This window comes from Streptomyces sp. NPDC034099 (genome assembly GCF_055575415.1).
Window position 1 is genome coordinate 117,263 of the sequence record NZ_JBVISR010000012.1, and the last position, 17,598, is coordinate 134,860.

At 71.8% G+C, this 17,598-nt stretch carries 10 protein-coding genes and 2 pseudogenes; 8 read left to right on the plus strand and 4 right to left on the minus strand.

Annotated features, from left to right (window positions below; translation table 11 throughout):
- Positions 1-518 precede the first annotated feature (518 nt).
- Positions 519-3,440: a glycoside hydrolase family 48 protein gene (locus tag ACZ56V_RS30240; protein ID WP_468946678.1), complete on the plus strand. Its 2,922-nt coding sequence runs from the start codon at positions 519-521 to the stop codon at positions 3,438-3,440.
- A gap of 247 nt (positions 3,441-3,687) precedes the next feature.
- A complete protein-coding gene (locus ACZ56V_RS30245; RefSeq protein ID WP_468946681.1) occupies positions 3,688-6,336 on the plus strand; it encodes a cellulose binding domain-containing protein in 2,649 nt (882 codons plus the stop codon).
- Between the two features lie 85 nt (positions 6,337-6,421).
- On the opposite strand, the gene ACZ56V_RS30250 is transcribed toward ACZ56V_RS30245, so the two are convergent.
- The 3 genes from ACZ56V_RS30250 to ACZ56V_RS30260 are packed head-to-tail and all read right to left on the minus strand — an operon-like array spanning position 6,422 to position 9,444.
- On the minus strand, positions 6,422-8,317 hold the full coding sequence (locus ACZ56V_RS30250) for a rhamnogalacturonan lyase (RefSeq protein ID WP_468946683.1): 1,896 nt from the start codon (positions 8,315-8,317) through the stop codon (positions 6,422-6,424).
- A gap of 37 nt (positions 8,318-8,354) precedes the next feature.
- Positions 8,355-9,134 (minus strand): class I SAM-dependent methyltransferase, encoded by a 780-nt coding sequence (locus ACZ56V_RS30255; RefSeq protein ID WP_398915961.1) that lies wholly within the window; start codon positions 9,132-9,134, stop codon positions 8,355-8,357.
- A 4-nt stretch (positions 9,135-9,138) separates the two neighbouring features.
- The gene (locus ACZ56V_RS30260) at positions 9,139-9,444 is read right to left on the minus strand and encodes a 4a-hydroxytetrahydrobiopterin dehydratase (RefSeq protein ID WP_356369776.1); all 306 of its coding nucleotides are present in this window, start codon (positions 9,442-9,444) and stop codon (positions 9,139-9,141) included.
- A gap of 102 nt (positions 9,445-9,546) precedes the next feature.
- Here ACZ56V_RS30260 and ACZ56V_RS30265 point away from each other — a divergent pair, with 102 nt between their 5' ends.
- Complete coding sequence (locus tag ACZ56V_RS30265; RefSeq protein ID WP_398915959.1) at positions 9,547-10,365, plus strand: helix-turn-helix domain-containing protein; 819 nt, start codon at positions 9,547-9,549, stop codon at positions 10,363-10,365.
- Here the strand turns inward: ACZ56V_RS30265 and ACZ56V_RS30270 are convergent.
- Positions 10,347-10,772: a hypothetical protein gene (locus tag ACZ56V_RS30270; RefSeq protein WP_467382794.1), complete on the minus strand. Its 426-nt coding sequence runs from the start codon at positions 10,770-10,772 to the stop codon at positions 10,347-10,349. The genes ACZ56V_RS30265 and ACZ56V_RS30270 overlap by 19 nt on opposite strands.
- 229 nt (positions 10,773-11,001) lie before the next feature.
- Between ACZ56V_RS30270 and ACZ56V_RS30275 the strand changes: the two genes are divergently transcribed.
- The 5 genes and pseudogenes from ACZ56V_RS30275 (at position 11,002) to narH (ending at position 17,595) form a co-directional block, all read left to right on the plus strand.
- Positions 11,002-11,865: a helix-turn-helix domain-containing protein gene (locus ACZ56V_RS30275; protein WP_398915956.1), complete on the plus strand. Its 864-nt coding sequence runs from the start codon at positions 11,002-11,004 to the stop codon at positions 11,863-11,865.
- Positions 11,866-11,927: 62 nt separating this feature from the next.
- A pseudogene (locus ACZ56V_RS30280) lies at positions 11,928-12,020 on the plus strand (SAM-dependent methyltransferase); the annotation flags it as partial.
- Positions 12,021-12,032: 12 nt separating this feature from the next.
- Positions 12,033-12,191 (plus strand): annotated as a pseudogene (locus ACZ56V_RS30285) (SAM-dependent methyltransferase); the annotation flags it as partial.
- A 104-nt stretch (positions 12,192-12,295) separates the two neighbouring features.
- A complete protein-coding gene (locus tag ACZ56V_RS30290) occupies positions 12,296-15,991 on the plus strand; it encodes a nitrate reductase subunit alpha (RefSeq protein ID WP_398915954.1) in 3,696 nt (1,231 codons plus the stop codon).
- Positions 15,991-17,595: a nitrate reductase subunit beta gene (narH, locus tag ACZ56V_RS30295; RefSeq protein ID WP_468946689.1), complete on the plus strand. Its 1,605-nt coding sequence runs from the start codon at positions 15,991-15,993 to the stop codon at positions 17,593-17,595. Before ACZ56V_RS30290 ends, narH begins: the two co-directional genes overlap by 1 nt.
- Positions 17,596-17,598: the final 3 nt, after the last annotated feature.

A 17,598-nucleotide genomic window follows, 5' to 3' on the forward strand; every position in this document is an offset into this window, starting at 1 on the left:
GTGCGGGTTCCTTCTTTCGTGGGGGTGCTGCTGTCGTCCCGGGACGCGCTCGTATCGGCGCGGCCCGCTGCCGATCGGCATGGGGGTGCCGTGGTGATCGGAGGTCAGGAACGGCCCGCGGGCACGGCGGAGCGGCCCGAGGGGTGAGCGATCCGGCGCAGCGGCCGGCAGGGCGTCGGACAGGTAGCGGCCACGGCTGCGGCAACGGCTAAAAGTCCTGAACGCGGGGGGTGGAACGGGGGGTGGCGCATGAGCGACTCCTTGCAGTTCGGACGCGCCGTGACGGACGCGTCGACTGATGGAACCGCTCCCACTGGTGCAGCGAAGGTAGCGCCAAGTGACGGCAAAGAACAGAGGAGTTACCGACTTTCTCCGCGCCGGACCCGTCGAATCTTTTCGACTCTCCACACATCTTGACCGCACCAGGCACCCTCCCCACTATGGGAGCGCTCCCACTGGTTCAAGGCTTGTTGCTCCTCCCCCACCCCCTCCCCGAGCCGCAAGGAGGAACCAGCACCATGCACTCAGGACACAGACCCAGACGCCGCACCGCGCGGCGCTGGTGGACCGCCGCATTGGCGGCGCTCGCACTTCCCCTCACGATGCTGGGCACAGGTTCAACTCCGGCCCAGGCGGCCGCACTGCGGTGCAGCGTGGACTACAAGACCAACGACTGGGGTGCCGGCTTCACCGCGGAGCTGACGCTGACCAACCACGGCACGGACGCCATCGACGGCTGGACACTGACGTACTCCTACGCGGGCAACCAGAAGCTCACGAACGGCTGGAACGGCGCCTGGTCCCAGTCCGGCCGGAACGTCACCGTGAAGAACGCCTCGTACAACGCGCGGATCGCCGCCGGGGCCGCCGTCTCCACCGGCGGGCAGTTCACGTACAGCGGCAGCAACGCCGCGCCGGCCGACTTCGCGGTCAACGGCACCTCCTGCACCGGCGCGCACCAGCCGCCGATCACCGTGCTGACCAGCCCCGAGGCGGGCGCCGTCTACTCGCAGGGCGAGGCGGTGCCGCTGGCGGCCACGGCGGCCGCCGCCGACGGCGCCACCATCAGCAAGGTGGAGTTCTACGACGACACCAAGCTGCTGGGCACCGACACCAGCTCGCCCTACACGTACTCGGCCACTGGCTTGACCGTGGGCAGTCATTCCCTGGTGGCGAAGGCCTACGACAGCATGGGCGCCTCCGCGGACTCGACCCCCGTCGGCGTCACGGTGGCCGCCGGACCGGCCGTGGTCGCCTCGTCGAACCAACTGGGCGTCCAGCAGGGCGAGTCGGGGACGTACGAGGTCAAGCTGTCCAAGCAGCCGACGGCGAACGTGACCGTCACGACCTCCCGGGCGAGCGGCAACACGGGCCTGACGCTGACCGGCGGGGCGAGCCTCACCTTCACCCCGTCGAACTGGGACACCGCCCAGCGGGTGACCGTCTCGGCGGACGCCTCCGGCAGCGGGTCGGCGGTCTTCGAGTCGACGGCCCCCGGCCACGGCAAGGCCGCGGTCACCGTGACTCAGCTGGCCGCGGCGAAGGACTACGACGCCCGCTTCCTGGAGCTGTACGGCAAGATCACCGACCCGGCGAACGGCTACTTCTCGCCCGAGGGCATCCCGTACCACTCGGTGGAGACCCTCATCGTCGAGGCGCCGGACCACGGCCACGAGACCACGTCGGAGGCATACAGCTACCTGCTGTGGCTCCAGGCCATGTACGGCAAGGTGACCGGCGACTGGACGAAGTTCAACAACGCCTGGGAGATCATGGAGACGTACATGATCCCCACCCACGCCGACCAGCCGACCAACTCCTCCTACAACGCCTCGAAGCCGGCGACCTACGCGCCCGAGCTGGACACGCCGAACGAGTACCCGGCGCCGCTGGACGGCTCCGTGTCGGTCGGCGCGGACCCGATCGCCGGCGAGCTGAAGTCGGCGTACGGCACGGACGACGTCTACGGCATGCACTGGCTCCAGGACGTCGACAACACCTACGGCTACGGCAACTCGCCCGGCAAGTGCGAGGCGGGGCCCTCCGACACCGGCCCGTCCTACATCAACACCTTCCAGCGCGGCGCGCAGGAGTCGGTGTGGGAGACGGTGCCGCAGCCGACCTGCGACGCGTTCAAGTACGGCGGGAAGAACGGCTACCTGGACCTGTTCACCGGTGACGCCTCCTACGCGAAGCAGTGGAAGTTCACCAACGCCCCGGACGCCGACGCGCGCGCCGTGCAGGCCGCGTACTGGGCGGACATCTGGGCCGGTGAGCAGGGCAAGAGCGACGAGATCTCCGCGACCCTGGACAAGGCCGCGAAGATGGGCGACTACCTGCGCTACGCCATGTTCGACAAGTACTTCAAGAAGATCGGCAACTGCGTCGGTCCGTCGAGCTGCCCGGCCGGCAGCGGCAAGGACTCGTCCCACTACCTGCTGTCCTGGTACTACGCCTGGGGCGGCGCGGTGGACACCTCGGCGGGCTGGGCCTGGCGCATCGGCTCCAGCCACACCCACGGCGGCTACCAGAACCCGCTGGCCGCCTACGCGCTGAGCACCGACGCCGACCTGAAGCCGAAGTCGGCGACGGGCCAGTCGGACTGGGCCAAGTCCCTCGACCGGCAGGTGGAGTTCTACCGCTGGCTGCAGTCCAACGAGGGTGCCATCGCGGGCGGCGCGACCAACAGCTGGGCGGGCCGGTACGCGACGCCGCCGGCCGGTACGCCGACCTTCTACGGCATGTACTACGACGAGAAGCCCGTGTACCACGACCCGCCGTCCAACCAGTGGTTCGGCTTCCAGGCGTGGTCCATGGAGCGGGTCGCCGAGTACTACCAGCAGAGCGGTGACGCCGACGCCAAGGCGGTCCTGGACAAGTGGGTCGACTGGGCGCTGTCGGAGACGACCGTCAACCCGGACGGCACCTTCCGGATCCCGTCGACGCTCCAGTGGTCGGGGCAGCCCGACACCTGGAACGCCTCGTCCCCGGGTGACAACGGCGGCCTGCACGTCACGGTCGCGGACTACACCAACGACGTCGGCGTGGCGGCGGCCTACGCCAAGACCCTGACGTACTACGCCGACCGCTCGGGCGACACCGAGGCGGCCTCGACCGCCAAGGCGCTGCTCGACGGCATGTGGGAGAACAACCAGGACGCGCTCGGCATCGCCGTCCCGGAGACCCGCGCCGACTACAACCGCTTCGACGACGGCGTCCACGTCCCGAGCGGCTGGAGCGGCACCATGCCGAACGGCGACACGATCGACGCGTCGTCGACCTTCGCCTCGATCCGCTCCTTCTACCAGGACGACCCGGCCTGGTCGAAGATCGAGAGCTACCTCAAGGGCGGTGCCGCGCCCACGTTCACGTACCACCGGTTCTGGGCCCAGGCGGACATAGCCCTCGCCATGGGTTCGTACGCGGAGCTACTGGAATAGCCCCCGCGAAGCGCTCCGCGGGTTGGGCGGTTTTGGCTGCGGGCTGAGTGTGGCTGGTCGCGCAGTTCCCCGCGCCCCTGACGGGGCGCTGTGGGCACCGTCTTTTTCCCGGTAGCGCTTGACGGCTCCGCGTGCACGGTCTCGTCACCGGACGACGGGACCAACCGACCGGGCGGCCCCTGCCCACGCCTGGGGCCGCCCGGTCCTCGCATGTGTTCTGTTCCTGACGGAAGGACGGTTCCCCACCGTGCGAAGAACCCGGATCCTCACCGTTCTCCTGGCCCTCGCGGCCGGGCTGCTGGCGGGCAGCCCGCCCACCGCGCTGGCTGCTCAGCCCCCCGAGCCGGCCGTCGCCGCCGACAGTTACACCTGGAGGAACGCCCGCATCGACGGGGGCGGCTTCGTCCCCGGCATCGTCTTCAACCGCACCGAGAAGGACCTGGCCTACGCCCGCACCGACATCGGCGGCGCCTACCGCTGGCAGGAGGCGTCCCACACCTGGACGCCGCTGCTCGACCACGTCGGCTGGGACGACTGGGGCCACACCGGCGTGGTCAGTGTCGCCTCCGACTCCGTCGACCCCGACCGGGTGTACGCGGCGGTCGGCACGTACACCAACGACTGGGACCCGACGAACGGCGCGGTGCTGCGCTCCGCCGACCGGGGCGCGAGCTGGGAGAAGACGGACCTGCCGTTCAAGCTGGGCGGCAACATGCCGGGCCGCGGCATGGGCGAGCGCCTGGCCGTCGACCCGCACGACAACGACGTGCTGTACCTGGGCGCGCCCAGCGGACACGGCCTGTGGCGGTCCACCGACGCGGGCGTCACCTGGTCCGAGGTGACGGCCTTCCCGAACCCGGGCGACTACGCGCAGGACCCGGGCGACACGTCCGGCTACGCCTCCGACAACCAGGGCATCACCTGGGTCACCTTCGACGAGTCGACGGGCGGCGCGGGCACGGCGACGAAGACGGTCTACGTCGGGGTCGCCGACAAGGAGAACGCGGTCTACCGCTCGACGGACGCGGGCGCGAGCTGGGAGCGGCTCGCCGGGCAGCCGACGGGCTATCTGGCCCACAAGGGCGTGCTGGACGCCGAGAACGGCTACCTCTACCTGGCCTACAGCGACACGGGCGGCCCGTACGACGGCGGCAAGGGCCGGCTGTACCGGTACGCGACGGCGACCGGTACCTGGACGGACATCAGCCCGGTCGCGGAGGCGGACACCTCCTACGGCTTCAGCGGCCTGACCGTCGACCGGCAGCACCCGGGGACGGTGATGGCGACCGCGTACAGCTCGTGGTGGCCGGACACGCAGATCTTCCGCTCGACGGACAGCGGCGCGGCCTGGACCCAGGCGTGGAGCTACACGTCGTACCCGGACCGCGAGAACCGCTACACGATGGACGTGTCGTCGTCCCCGTGGCTCACCTGGGGCGCGAACCCCGCGCCGCCCGAGCAGACGCCGAAGCTGGGCTGGATGACGGAGGCGCTGGAGATCGACCCGTTCGACTCGGACCGGATGATGTACGGCACGGGCGCCACGATCTACGGCACGGAGGATCTGACCGACTGGGACGACGCGGGCGGCACCTTCGGCATCGAGCCGATGGTGCGGGGCCTGGAGGAGACGGCGGTCAACGACCTGGCCTCGCCCCCGTCGGGTGCCCCGCTGCTCAGCGCGCTCGGTGACGTCGGCGGCTTCCGGCACACCAGCCTGACCGAGGTCCCGTCGATGATGTACACCTCGCCGAACTTCACCACCACGACGAGCCTGGACTTCGCGGAGAAGAACCCGGACACGGTGGTCCGGGCCGGCAACCTCGACTCGGGCCCGCACATCGCGTTCTCCACGGATAACGGCGCCAACTGGTTCGGCGGCACCGACCCGTCGGGGGTGAGCGGCGGCGGCACGGTGGCGGCGGGCGCGGACGGCAGCCGCTTCGTGTGGAGCCCGGAGGGCGCGGGCGTCCAGTACACGACGGGCTTCGGCACCTCGTGGCAGGCGTCGTCCGGTATCCCGGCGGGCGCGGTCGTCGAGTCCGACCGTGTGGACCCGGCGACCTTCTACGGCTTCAAGTCCGGGAAGTTCTACGTGAGTACGGACGGCGGCGCGACCTTCACCGCCTCGGCGGCGACCGGGCTGCCCGCCGGTGACAGCGTCCGTTTCAAGGCGCTGCCGGGCGGGGCGGGCGACGTCTGGCTGGCGGGCGGGGCGGCGGGCGGCCCGTACGGTCTGTGGCACTCGACGGACAGCGGCAAGACCTTCGCCAAGCTGCCGGGTGTCGACGCGGCCGACACCGTCGGCTTCGGCAAGGCGGCCCCGGGCGCCTCCTACCAGACCCTCTTCACCAGCGCGGAGATCGGCGGGGTGCGCGGCATCTTCCGCTCCACCGACAAGGGCGCGACCTGGACCCGGGTCAACGACGACGCCCACCAGTGGGGCTGGACGGGCGCGGCCATCACCGGCGACCCGCGGGTCTACGGCCGGGTGTACGTGTCGACCAACGGCCGGGGTGTCGTCTACGGGGACACCTCGGACACCGGTGGCGGCACCGACCCCGGACCCGGACCCGGCGCCTGCGAGGTGACGTACACGGTCACCAACCAGTGGCCGGACGGCTTCCAGGCGGACGTCCGGCTCACCAACACCGGCGCGTCGGCCTGGAAGGGCTGGTCGCTCGACTGGACGTTCCCCGGTGACCAGAAGGTGACCCAGATGTGGAACGCCGAACACACCCGGACCGGCACGACGGTGACGGCTAGGAACGTCGGCTGGAACGCCAACGTGGCACCCGGCGCGTCGGTCGGCTTCGGCTTCACCGGCAGCGGCTCGGACACGAACGCGCAACCCGCGTCGTTCAAGCTGGGCGACCAGGTCTGCGGTCGCACATGACCGACCGGGAGGGCGCGCACCGGCGACGCGCCCTCCCGGCTCCGTGACCAGTGCGCCCGCGCCGCGTGGCGCGGGCGCGTGCGGATCAGGGTGTGTAGACCGACGGCCTCGGGGCCGTGGGCATGCCCGCGCCGAGGAAGAAACTCGGGTGCGGGGGCTGGTTGTAGGCCGTGTTCTGCCAGGCCAGGGCGGTGCGGTACTGGGTGTCGTGGAGGAGGGTCGTGATGCGGGTGTCCGTGTCGTACGGGGTGGAGTAGATGCGCAGGGCGGTGTTGTTCGAGGTGCGCCAGACGACCTCCTCGCGCCAGTCGCCAAGGATGTCCCCGGCGAGGACCGGGGTGGCCTTGGTGCCGTTGTTGGAAGCGACGCCGGAGCCGGTGAGGAGGCGGGTGTCGCCGGAGATGCCGTACTTGTCGACGTGGGTGCCGTCGAGCAGTTCGCGGACGGTGTCGCCGTCCCACCAGGACAGGAAGTTGGCGCTGGAGGGCTTGCGGCTGTTCACGACGGTGCCCTTGGGGTTGCGGATGCCGCTCTCCGCGGACGACCAGGACTCGGCGCCCGCGCTGCCCGACCAGATGTCGGCGGAGACGCCGCGGCCGTTGTCGCCGCTCGCGCCGGTGGACCACAGGATCTGGCCCGTGCGTGCGTCCGCCATCCACGACGAGGGCTTCGAGCCGTCCTCGTCGACCTTGAACTCCTCCAGGCCCGCGCGGGACGGGTCGAGGTCGCCGACGTGCATGGCGTCGCCGTGGCCGTTCCTCGTGGTCCACAGGGCGTTGCCGTTGTCGTCGACGGCCATCGCGCCGTAGACGATCTCGTCCCTGCCGTCGCCGTCGACGTCCGCGACGGAGAGCTGGTGGTTGCCCTGGCCGTCGTAGCCCTTGCCGCTGTTGGTGGAGGAGTTGGTGTCGAAGGTCCAGCGGCGGGTGAACTGCCCGTTGCGCCAGTCCCAGGCCGCGATCACCGTACGCGTGTAGTAGCCGCGCGCCATGATCACGGAGGGCCGGGAGCCGTCCAGGTACGCCGTGCCCGCGAGGAAGCGGTCGACGCGGTTGCCGTAGGAGTCGCCCCAGGAGGAGACCGAGCCCCGCCCGGGGACGTAGTCGACGGTGCCCATGGCCTTGCCGGTCCGCCCGTTGAACATCGTCAGGTACTCGGGGCCGGACAGCACGTAGCCGGAGGAGTTGCGGTGGTCGGCCGAGGAGCTGCCGATGACCGCGCCGGTGCCGTCCTTGGTGCCGTCGGCGGTCTTCATGGCGACCTCGGCCTGGCCGTCGCCGTCGTAGTCGTACACCTGGAACTGGGTGTAGTGGGCGCCGGAGCGGATGTTGCGGCCCAGGTCGACGCGCCACAGGCGGGTGCCGTCGAGCCGGATGCCGTGGACGATCGTGTTGCCGGTGTAACCGGACTGGGAGTTGTCCTTGGCGTTGGTCGGCTGCCACTTGAGGACGATGTCGAGCGCGCCGTCGCCGTCGAGGTCGCCGACGGAGGCGTCGTTGGCCTCGTAGCTGTAGGAGACGCCGTCGGGGGTGGTGCCGCCGGACGGCGGGCTGATCGGTACGTCCTTGTAGCCGGCGCGGAACTGGATCGCGTGGACGGAGTCGCCCTGCTCCGTGCCGTTCACGACCGCGCGGACGGTGTAGTCGGCCTGGGAGGGGGCGCCGGAGTGGAAGTAGGTGGTGGAGCCGGTGACCGGGCTGGAGTTGACCTTGGTGCCGGCCCGGTAGACGTTGAAGGAGACGTTGTCCGGATCGGTGCCCAGCCAGCGCCAGCTGACCAGGTTGCCGTCGCCGGTGTGAACGCTGACGACGCCACGGTCCAGGGCCTCGACCTGGCGCGCGGTGGCGGCCTCGGCGGTGTCGGGGGCCAGCGTCGTCAGGCCCGCGCCCACGAGTCCGGCGGCGGCGAGGGCCGCGGCCAGGGCGAGGGGGCGTCTGCGGTGCGTGCGGGGAACGCGGGGGCCGGTGCGGGGGTGCCTCACGGGACGAACCTCCTGGAGGACGGACGGATTCCGCCTCTCAGTCGCCGCCCGGGGCAGCCGGGTTGCCGCCCTTCGCCTGGGACTTCCGGAACGCCGCGAGGGTGAAGACGGGGTCGGGCCGGGGCCGGTCCTGGTCCGGCAGGGCGGCCAGCCGCGTGGCGAACTCCTCGGCGAGCGGCTCGCCCGGCGGCAGCGTGACGAACCAGCCGCGCCGCAGGTCCGCGACCGTCCGGCGGGGGCTGCGGCCCTGCCCGTGGCCGGTGAAGCGGGCCCGGCCCGCGGGGGTCAGGCCGTGCTCGCGGGCGTACTCCTCGACGCGGCGGGCGGCGTCGTGCGCGATGCCGGGCGGACGGGCGGCGAGCACGGCGTCGATGTCGCTGCCCACGTTGTGCGAGGCGCCCTTGTCGACCGTGGTCACATACGTCCCGCCGGGCCGCAGGACGCGGGCGCACTCGGCGACGATCGCCCGCACGTTCTCCGCGCCGCCGGCCAGGTGCAGCAGCCACACGCTGGTGACGGCGTCGAACTCCCCCTCGCCGAAAGGCAGTCGGCGGCTGTCGGCGAGGACAACGGCGCCGGGCAGCCGGGCGGCGGCGCGGCGGGCCATGGCGGGGGCGAGGTCGACGCCGGTCACCCGCAGGCCGTCGCGTCCGGCCAGGATCCGACGGGTGACGATGCCGGTGCCGCAGGCCACGTCCAGCAGCCGGCGGGCCTGCCGCGGCACCAGGTTCAGCACGGCCTGCGCGGCCGCCTCGGCCCGGGGCTCGCCGCCGCGGGAGTCGTCGTACCGCTCCGCTTCCTTGTCGTAGTCGAGCACACCGTCAGTGTGCCCCGTGACCGGCGGCCAGGTCCTCCACCCTGCGGGCGAGCTCGACGTCCTTCTCCGTGACGGCGCCACCCGCGCTGTGGGTGTGCACGGCGAGGGCGACCGTGTCGTAGCCGAGGGTCAGGTCGGAGTGGTGGTCGAGCTCCTCCTGCACCTGGGCGATGTGGACGACCATCGCGGTCGCCGCGAAGTGGGAGCCGAGCCGGTAGGAGCGGGTGAGGCGGCCGGCGTCGAGGGACCAGCCGGGCAGGGCGGCCAGGTGCTCCTCGATCTCCTGTGGCGACAGCGGTTCGACGGGCATGTGCTGCGCTCCTTCGCTGGTGGTGCTCGACGGTCGGGTCCGCTTCAGCGTGCCACAGCGCGGCCGCTCCGGCGCGGCCCGCGGTCGACTACCGTGCTGCGTATGACCGCACTCATGTCCGGTGCCGCCCCCACCACCGACCGGGGCGTGGGCCCGCTGCTGCGGGCCTGGCGGGAGCGGCGGCGGGTCAGCCAGCTGGAGCTGGCGCTGCGCGCCGATTCCTCCGCCCGCCACATCAGCTTCGTCGAGACGGGCCGTTCGAGGCCGAGCGAGGAGATGGTGCTGCGCCTCGCCGAGCACCTGGACGTCCCGGTGCGGGAGCGCAACGCGCTGCTGCTGGCGGCCGGTTACGCCCCGCGCTACCCGGAGACCCCCCTGGACGACCCCGCGCTCGGTGCCCTGCGTGAGGGCATGGAGCGGCTGATCCGGGGCTACGAACCGTATCCGGCGCTGGTCGTCGACGCGACGTACCGGGTGCTGGCGGCCAACCGGGGGATCACGATGCTGATGGACGGCGTCGCCGAGCACCTGCTCGCGCCGCCGCTGAACGCGATCCGGCTGACGCTGCACCCGGAGGGCCTGGCGCCGCGCATCCGCAATCTGCGCGAGTGGCGCGGGCATCTGCTGGAGCAGATGGAGCGGCAGATCGCCCTGCACCGCTCACGGCCGCTGCGGGAGCTGTACGACGAGGTGGCGGCGTATCCGGTGCCGGAGACCGCGCCGGGCGCCGCGCCGGACGAGCCGGTGCCGTACTTCGCGCTGCCGATGCAGATCGAGCACGACGGCCGCGTCCTGTCGTTCATCTCGTCCATCTCCACCTTCAACACCCCGATGGACGTGACGGTCGCCGAGCTGGCCATCGAGACGCTGCTCCCGGCCGACCCGGCGACGGTCGAGTACCTTCACTCACTGCTGCCCTGATCCTGCCTCAGGGCGCCGTACTGGAGCAGCGCGAACCCGGTGACGACGACGGCCTGGAGCACCGTCCACACCGCTCCGGCCGTGGTGGGCGTGAGCCAGAGGGCGAGCGCGACCAGGCTGACGGCCGCCCAGGCCAGGTTGGCCTCGACGACGGCCCGGACGGCGAGCGCCGGGGGCCGGGGGCGGGTGGCCAGCAGGCCCACGCAGCCGGCGTACACCGCGAGGAAGGCGCCGAGGGCGAGGAGCAGCCCGGAGCCGGCGCCGAGGCAGCGGCCGAGCGGGCCGGAGAGCGCGAGGTAGGCGAGCGCGTTGGCGCCGGTCACCGCCGCGTCGAGGGCGAGGAAGCGGCGGAGCATCAGCCGCGGCTCGGCCGTACGGGCGAGTGCGGCGAGCTGGTGCGTGGACATGACGAGTCAGCCTCCGTCGGGTCGGACATGCTGGGGTGGCGGCCGGGCCCCGGGCCGGAGTGCGCCGGTCCGGAACCCGGTGGCTCCACGATCGCGCCCGGCGCGGGCGCGGTCGATTACCCGGCGGGTAATACGTCCGGGCCGAGAATGATCCACGAACACCCCTGTGAGACTGACAGAGGAACATGACAGACTGCGGTGTGACTTGGGCGCGTTGGGGAGGCGTGGCGTGAGCGAGCGGCGGGCCGCACCCACCGTGGGCCAGGTGGTCCTCGGCAGACGGCTGCAGGAACTGCGGGAGACGGCGGGCCTCAAGCGCGAGGAGGCCGCCAAGGTGCTCCGGGTGGCCCCGGCGACGGTGCGGCGCATGGAGATGGCCGAGGTCTCGCTGAAAATACCGTATGTCCAGATACTGCTGACGGCGTACGGAGTCGCCGGTGACGAGGTCGCGGCGTTCGTCGCGCTCGCCGAGGAGGCGAACCAGCCGGGCTGGTGGCAGCGGTACCACGACGTGCTGCCGGACTGGTTCAGCCTGTACGTGAGCCTGGAGGGCGCCGCGCGGATCGTCCGCTCCTACGAGCCGCACTTCGTCCCCGGGCTGCTGCAGACCGAGGACTACGCACGCTCCGTCCTGGAGGCCGGGACCATCGGCAACGAGGGCGGGGACGCGGTGGAGCGCCACGTGTCCCTGCGCATGGAGCGGCAGCGGCTGCTGGAGCGCCCGGACCCGCCCCACCTGTGGGTGGTGATGGACGAGACGGTGCTGAAGCGGCCGGTGAGCATCCACGGCCGGGTGATGCGCGAGCAGCTCGACAAGCTGCTGGAGTTCGCCGGCCGGGACCGGGTGACGCTCCAGGTCGCCGAGTTCGAGGACGGGCCGCACCCGGGGACGTACGCGCCGTTCACCCTGTTCCGGTTCGCGGAGCCGGAGCTGCCGGACATGGTCTTCACCGAGTACCTGACGGGCGCCCTGTACCTGGACTCCCGCACCGAGGTCTCGGCGCACCTGGAGGTCCTGGACCACATGACGGCGCGTGCCGCCTCGACCCAGCGCACCGAGAAGATCCTGCGCGCGTACCGCGAGACCTTCTGACCGGCGACGACCTGCACGCAGCCCACGAGTCCGCGCGGCGGCCCTTGAGGAGACGACACCGCATGACCGGTTCCGAGCCCGCGCCCCTCGACACCGGCCGGCCGCACCCGGCCCGCGTCTACGACTGGTGGCTGGGCGGCAAGGACAACTACCCGGTGGACGAGGAGCCCTGGACCCTCCCCGAGTTCGCGCGCTTCTTCGACGGCCTGGAGCTGCTGGGCCCCGGCATCATCCCGGTCACCGGCTGGCGTCCGGACCCGGAGGACGTGGCGGTCCGGGCGGAGGGCATCGTGCCGGTGTACGCGGGGGTGGCGCGCAAGCCCTGACCCGGACGTCCGGCGCCCCGTCCTGACCCGTACGGGCGCCGCGAACGGGTGCGCTCCCGCCCCCGGCCCTAGGTTCGGGAACCAGGGCGAGCAAGGGAGCGCACGTGACCGACACGCGGACACCGCCCACCGAGCCGGGCGCGGCGCTGCTGCGCGCGGGACGGTTCTTCCGGCCGGGCACCGCGGCACCCGACCTGCACAGCATCGGGCTGGTCGGCGGGCGGGAGTCGGACGCCTTCTACCGGGACCGCTGGAGCCACGACAAGGTCGTGACGTCGACGCACGGGGTGAACTGCACGGGGTCGTGCCGGTGGAACGTGTACGTCAAGGACGGCATCATCACCTGGGAGACCCAGGCCACGGACTATCCGTCGGTCGGCCCCGACCGCCCCGAGTACGAGCCGCGCGGCTGCCCCCGGGGCGCGGCGTTCTCCTGGTACACCTACTCGCCGACCCGGGTGCGCTACCCGTACGTGCGCGGGGTGCTCCTGGAGATGTACCGGGAGGCGAAGGCGCGGCTGGCGGACCCGGTGCTGGCCTGGGCCGACATCCAGGGCGACCCCGAGCGCCGCGGGCGCTACCAGCGGGCGCGCGGCAAGGGCGGTCTGGTCCGGGCGAGCTGGGACGAGGCGGTCGAGATGATCGCCGCCGCCCATGTGCACACCCTCCGCGCCCACGGCCCCGACCGCATCGCGGGCTTCTCCCCCATCCCCGCGATGTCGATGGTGTCGCACGCGGCGGGCGCCCGCTTCCACTCGCTGATCGGCGCCCCGATGCTGTCGTTCTACGACTGGTACGCCGACCTGCCCGTGGCCTCCCCGCAGGTCTTCGGCGACCAGACGGACGTGCCGGAGTCGGGCGACTGGTGGGACGCGGCGTACCTGATCATGTGGGGCACGAACGTGCCGGTGACCCGCACACCGGACGCGCACTGGATGGCGGAGGCCCGCTACCGGGGCCAGAAGGTGGTCGTGGTCTCGCCCGACTACGCGGACAACACCAAGTTCGCCGACCAGTGGCTGCACCCGCACCCCGGGACGGACGCCGCGCTGGCGATGGCGATGGGGCACGTGGTGCTCAAGGAGTTCTTCGTCGACCGGGTCACCCCGTTCTTCGACGCCTACGTGCGGCGCTTCACCGACCTGCCGTTCCTGGTGACGCTGACCGGGCGGGACGGGGCGTACGTCCCGGGCAAGTTCCTGCGCGCCGCCGACCTCGGGCAGGGCGGTGACGACGCCCAGTGGAAGACGGTCGTCCTGGACGAGGCGACGGGCCGCGCGGTCGTCCCGAACGGCTCGCTGGGCTTCCGCTGGAACGAGGCCGACCAGGGGAGGTGGAACCTGGACCTGGGCGACGTACGGCCCCGGCTGAGCCTGTACGGCCACGAGATGGCGTCGGGCGTGGAGGTGCTGCTCCCCCGCTTCGACACCGAGGGCGGCCCGCACGGGCAGGGGCGCGGCGAGGTGCTGCGCCGGGGCGTCCCGGCGACGCGACTGGGTGGCGCGACCGGACCGCTGGTGACGACGGTCTTCGACCTGCTCCTCGCCCAGTACGGCGTGGGGCGGCCGGACCTGCCGGGCGACTGGCCGGCGTCGTACGAGGACGCCGACGCGCCCGCGACCCCCGCCTGGCAGGAGACGCACACCTCGGTCCCGGCGGCGGCCTGTGTCCGCATCGCCCGGGAGTTCGCGCGGACGGCGGAGCGGTCCAAGGGCCGCTGCATGATCCTGATGGGCGCGGGCACCAACCACTGGTTCCACTCCGAGACGATCTACCGGAGCTTCCTCGCCCTGCTCCAGCTCACCGGCTGCCAGGGCCGCAACGGCGGCGGCTGGGCGCACTACGTCGGCCAGGAGAAGTGCCGTCCGGTGACCGGCTGGGCGTCGCTGGCCGCCGCGTCGGACTGGTCGCGCCCGCCGCGCCAGGCGATCGGCACCGGGTACTGGTACCTGCACACCGACCAGTGGCGCTACGACCGCTTCCGCGCCGACGTGCTCTCCTCACCGCTGGGCGAGGGGCGGCTGGACGGGATGGCGGGCGCGGACTGCCTCGCCCTGTCGGCGCGCACGGGTTGGATGCCCTCGTACCCGACCTTCGACCGCAACCCCCTGGAGCTGGGCGAATCGTTCGGCGACCCGGTGGCGGGCGCGGTGGCCGAACTGCGGGCGGGCACACTCAAGTTCGCGGGCGAGGACCCGGACGCGCCGGAGAACTGGCCGCGGATCGTCACCCTGTGGCGGGCCAACCTGCTCGGTTCCTCCGGCAAGGGCGCCGAGTACTTCACCAAGCACCTGCTGGGCACCCAGTCCTCGCTGCGCGCCGAGGAGGCGGCGCCCGGTGAACGGCCCCGGGACGTGGTCTGGCGCGAGGAGGCGCCCGAGGGGAAGCTCGACCTGCTGCTCTCACTGGACTTCCGGCACACCTCGTCCACGCTGCTCTCCGACGTGGTGCTGCCCGCCGCGACCTGGTACGAGAAGCACGACCTGTCCAGCACGGACATGCACCCCTACGTGCACGCCTTCTCCCCGGCGGTGAATCCGCCGTGGCAGGCGCGCACCGACTTCGACACCTTCAAGCTCCTCGCCGAGAAGCTGAGCGAGCTGGCCGAGGACCACCTCGGGGTGCGCAAGGACCTGGTGGCCGCGCCGCTCCAGCACGACACCCCCGGCGAGATCGCCCAGCCCGGCGGTGTCGTACGGGACTGGCGGCGCGGGGAGTGCGATCCGGAGCCCGGGAGGACCATGCCGAACCTCGTCGTCGTGGAACGCGACTACACGGCGATCGGGGCCAAGTTCGCCGCGCTGGGCCCGCTGGTCGAGGCCAAGGGCCTGCCCGCCAAGGGCATCACGCTGCGGCCGGACGAGGAGGTGGAGCGGCTGCGAGACCTGAACGGCACGGTGCGCGGCGGCCCGGCCGACGGGCGTCCGGCGCTGGACACGGCGGTGAAGGCGGCCAACACCATCCTGGCCCTGTCCGGCACCACCAACGGGCGCCTGGCCACCCAGGGCTTCCGCACCCTGGAGGCGAAGACCGGGCAGGAGATGGCCCATCTGGCCGCCGAACAGGAAGGCAGGCGGATCACCTACGCCGACACGCAGGCGGCGCCGGTGCCGGTGATCACCTCGCCGGAGTGGTCGGGCAGCGAGGCGGGCGGGCGGCGCTACACGGCGTTCACGCTCAACACCGAGCACCTCAAGCCCTGGCACACCCTCACCGGCCGGCAGCACTTCTTCGTCGACCACGACTGGATGCACGAGCTGGGCGAGGCGCTGCCCGTGTACCGGCCGCCGCTGGACATGCACCGGCTGTTCGGCGAACCGCGGCTCGGTCCCGACGGGCACCGCGAGGTGACGGTCCGCTACCTCACCCCGCACAACAAGTGGTCGATCCACTCCGAGTACCAGGACAACCTGTTCATGCTGGCGCTGTCCCGGGGCGGGCAGACCATCTGGATGTCCGCCGAGGACGCGGCGGCGATCGGGGTCGCCGACGACGACTGGATCGAGGCGGTCAACCGCAACGGCGTGGTGGTGGCCCGCGCGATCGTCTCGCACCGCATGCCGCCCGGCACGGTCTTCATGCACCACGCCCAGGAACGCACGGTCAACGTGCCGCTCGCCGAGACGACCGGCAAGCGCGGCGGCGTCCACAACTCGCTCACCCGCCTGCTCCTCAAACCGACCCATCTCATCGGCGGCTACGCCCAGTTGTCCTGGGCGTTCAACTACCTGGGCCCGACGGGCAACCAGCGCGACGAGGTGACGGTCGTCCGGCGCCGCTCCCAGGAGGTCGAGTACTGATGCGCCCGATGGCCCAGGTCGCGATGGTCATGAACCTCGACAAGTGCATCGGCTGCCACACCTGTTCCGTCACCTGCAAGCAGGCGTGGACCAACCGGCGGGGCATGGAGTACGTCTGGTTCAACAACGTGGAGACCCGCCCGGGACAGGGCTACCCGCGCCGCTACGAGGACCAGGAGAAGTGGCGGGGCGGCTGGAAGCTGAACCGGCGCGGCGCGCTGAAGCTGAGGGCGGGCGGCCGGTTCAAGAAGCTCGCCGGGATCTTCTCCAACCCGCGGCTCCCGGAGATCAAGGACTACTACGAGCCCTGGACGTACGACTACAAGAACCTCACCGACGCCCCGCTCGGCACCGACTACCCCGTCGCGCGGCCGGTCTCGCAGCTCGACGGCAAGCCGATGAAGATCGGCTGGTCCTCCAACTGGGACGACAGCCTGGGCGGCGCCCCCGCCTACGGCGACCTGGACCCGATGGTGGAGCGCACGCGTCAACAGGCCTCGGAGAAGGTGCGGTTCGCCTACGAAGAGACCTTCATGTTCTACCTGCCGCGCATCTGCGAGCACTGCCTCAACCCGTCGTGCGTGGCGTCGTGCCCGTCCGGGGCGATGTACAAGCGCGTCGAGGACGGCATCGTCCTGGTCGACCAGGACCGCTGCCGGGGCTGGCGGATGTGCGTGACCGGCTGCCCGTACAAGAAGGTGTACTTCAACCACCGCACCGGCAAGGCCGAGAAGTGCACCTTCTGCTACCCGCGCATCGAGGTGGGCCAGCCCACCGTCTGCTCGGAGACCTGTGTGGGACGGCTGAGGTACCTCGGGGTCGTCCTCTACGACGCCGACAAGGTGACCGAGGCCGCCGAGACGCCGAACGAACGCGACCTGTACGAGGCGCAGTTGGGTGTCTTCCTCGACCCGGAGGACGCCGGGGTGCGGCGGGCCGCCGAGGAGGCGGGGATCCCGTTCGACTGGATCGAGGCGGCCCGCCGCTCCCCCGTGCACGCGCTGGTCAGCAAGTACCGCGTCGCGCTGCCCCTGCATCCGGAGTACCGGACGATGCCGATGGTCTGGTACATCCCGCCGCTGTCGCCGGTGGTGGACGCGCTGACGGAGACCGGGCACGACGGCGAGGACGCGGACAACCTGTTCGGCGCGATCGACACGCTGCGCATTCCGCTGGAGTACCTGGCCGAGCTGTTCACGGCCGGTGACACCGGTCCGGTGCGGGCGTCGCTGGAGAAGCTGGCGGCGATGCGCGCCCACATGCGGTCGGTGAACCTCGGCGAGGACCCCGACCCGGCCGTCTGCGCGGGCGTCGGCATGCGCCCCGAGGAGGTCGAGGAGATGTACCGCCTGCTGGCGATCGCCAAGTACGAGGAGCGGTACGTGATCCCGACGGCGGCCGTCGGGGACGCGCACCGGCTGGAGGCGTCGGCGCTTGAGGGGCTCCCGGACACGTGCAGTCTCGACACCGACGGCGGCCCCGGCATGGGCGGCGACGGGCCGTTCGGCCAGGACTCGGGACGCAGGCGGCTGCCGCTGGTGCCGGTGGAGAACTTCCACATCCTGCGCAGACGGCAGACCGCGGACGACGAGAGGGAGGTCTGATCC

Coding starts and splice junctions, on each gene's coding strand:
- ACZ56V_RS30240 (WP_468946678.1), top strand. CDS start 519: ATGCACTCAGGACACAGACCCAGACGCCGCACCGCGCGGCGCTGGTGG.
- ACZ56V_RS30260 (WP_356369776.1), bottom strand. CDS start 9,444: ATGCCCGTCGAACCGCTGTCGCCACAGGAGATCGAGGAGCACCTGGCC.
- ACZ56V_RS30265 (WP_398915959.1), top strand. CDS start 9,547: ATGACCGCACTCATGTCCGGTGCCGCCCCCACCACCGACCGGGGCGTG.
- ACZ56V_RS30270 (WP_467382794.1), bottom strand. CDS start 10,772: ATGTCCACGCACCAGCTCGCCGCACTCGCCCGTACGGCCGAGCCGCGG.
- narH (WP_468946689.1), top strand. CDS start 15,991: ATGCGCCCGATGGCCCAGGTCGCGATGGTCATGAACCTCGACAAGTGC.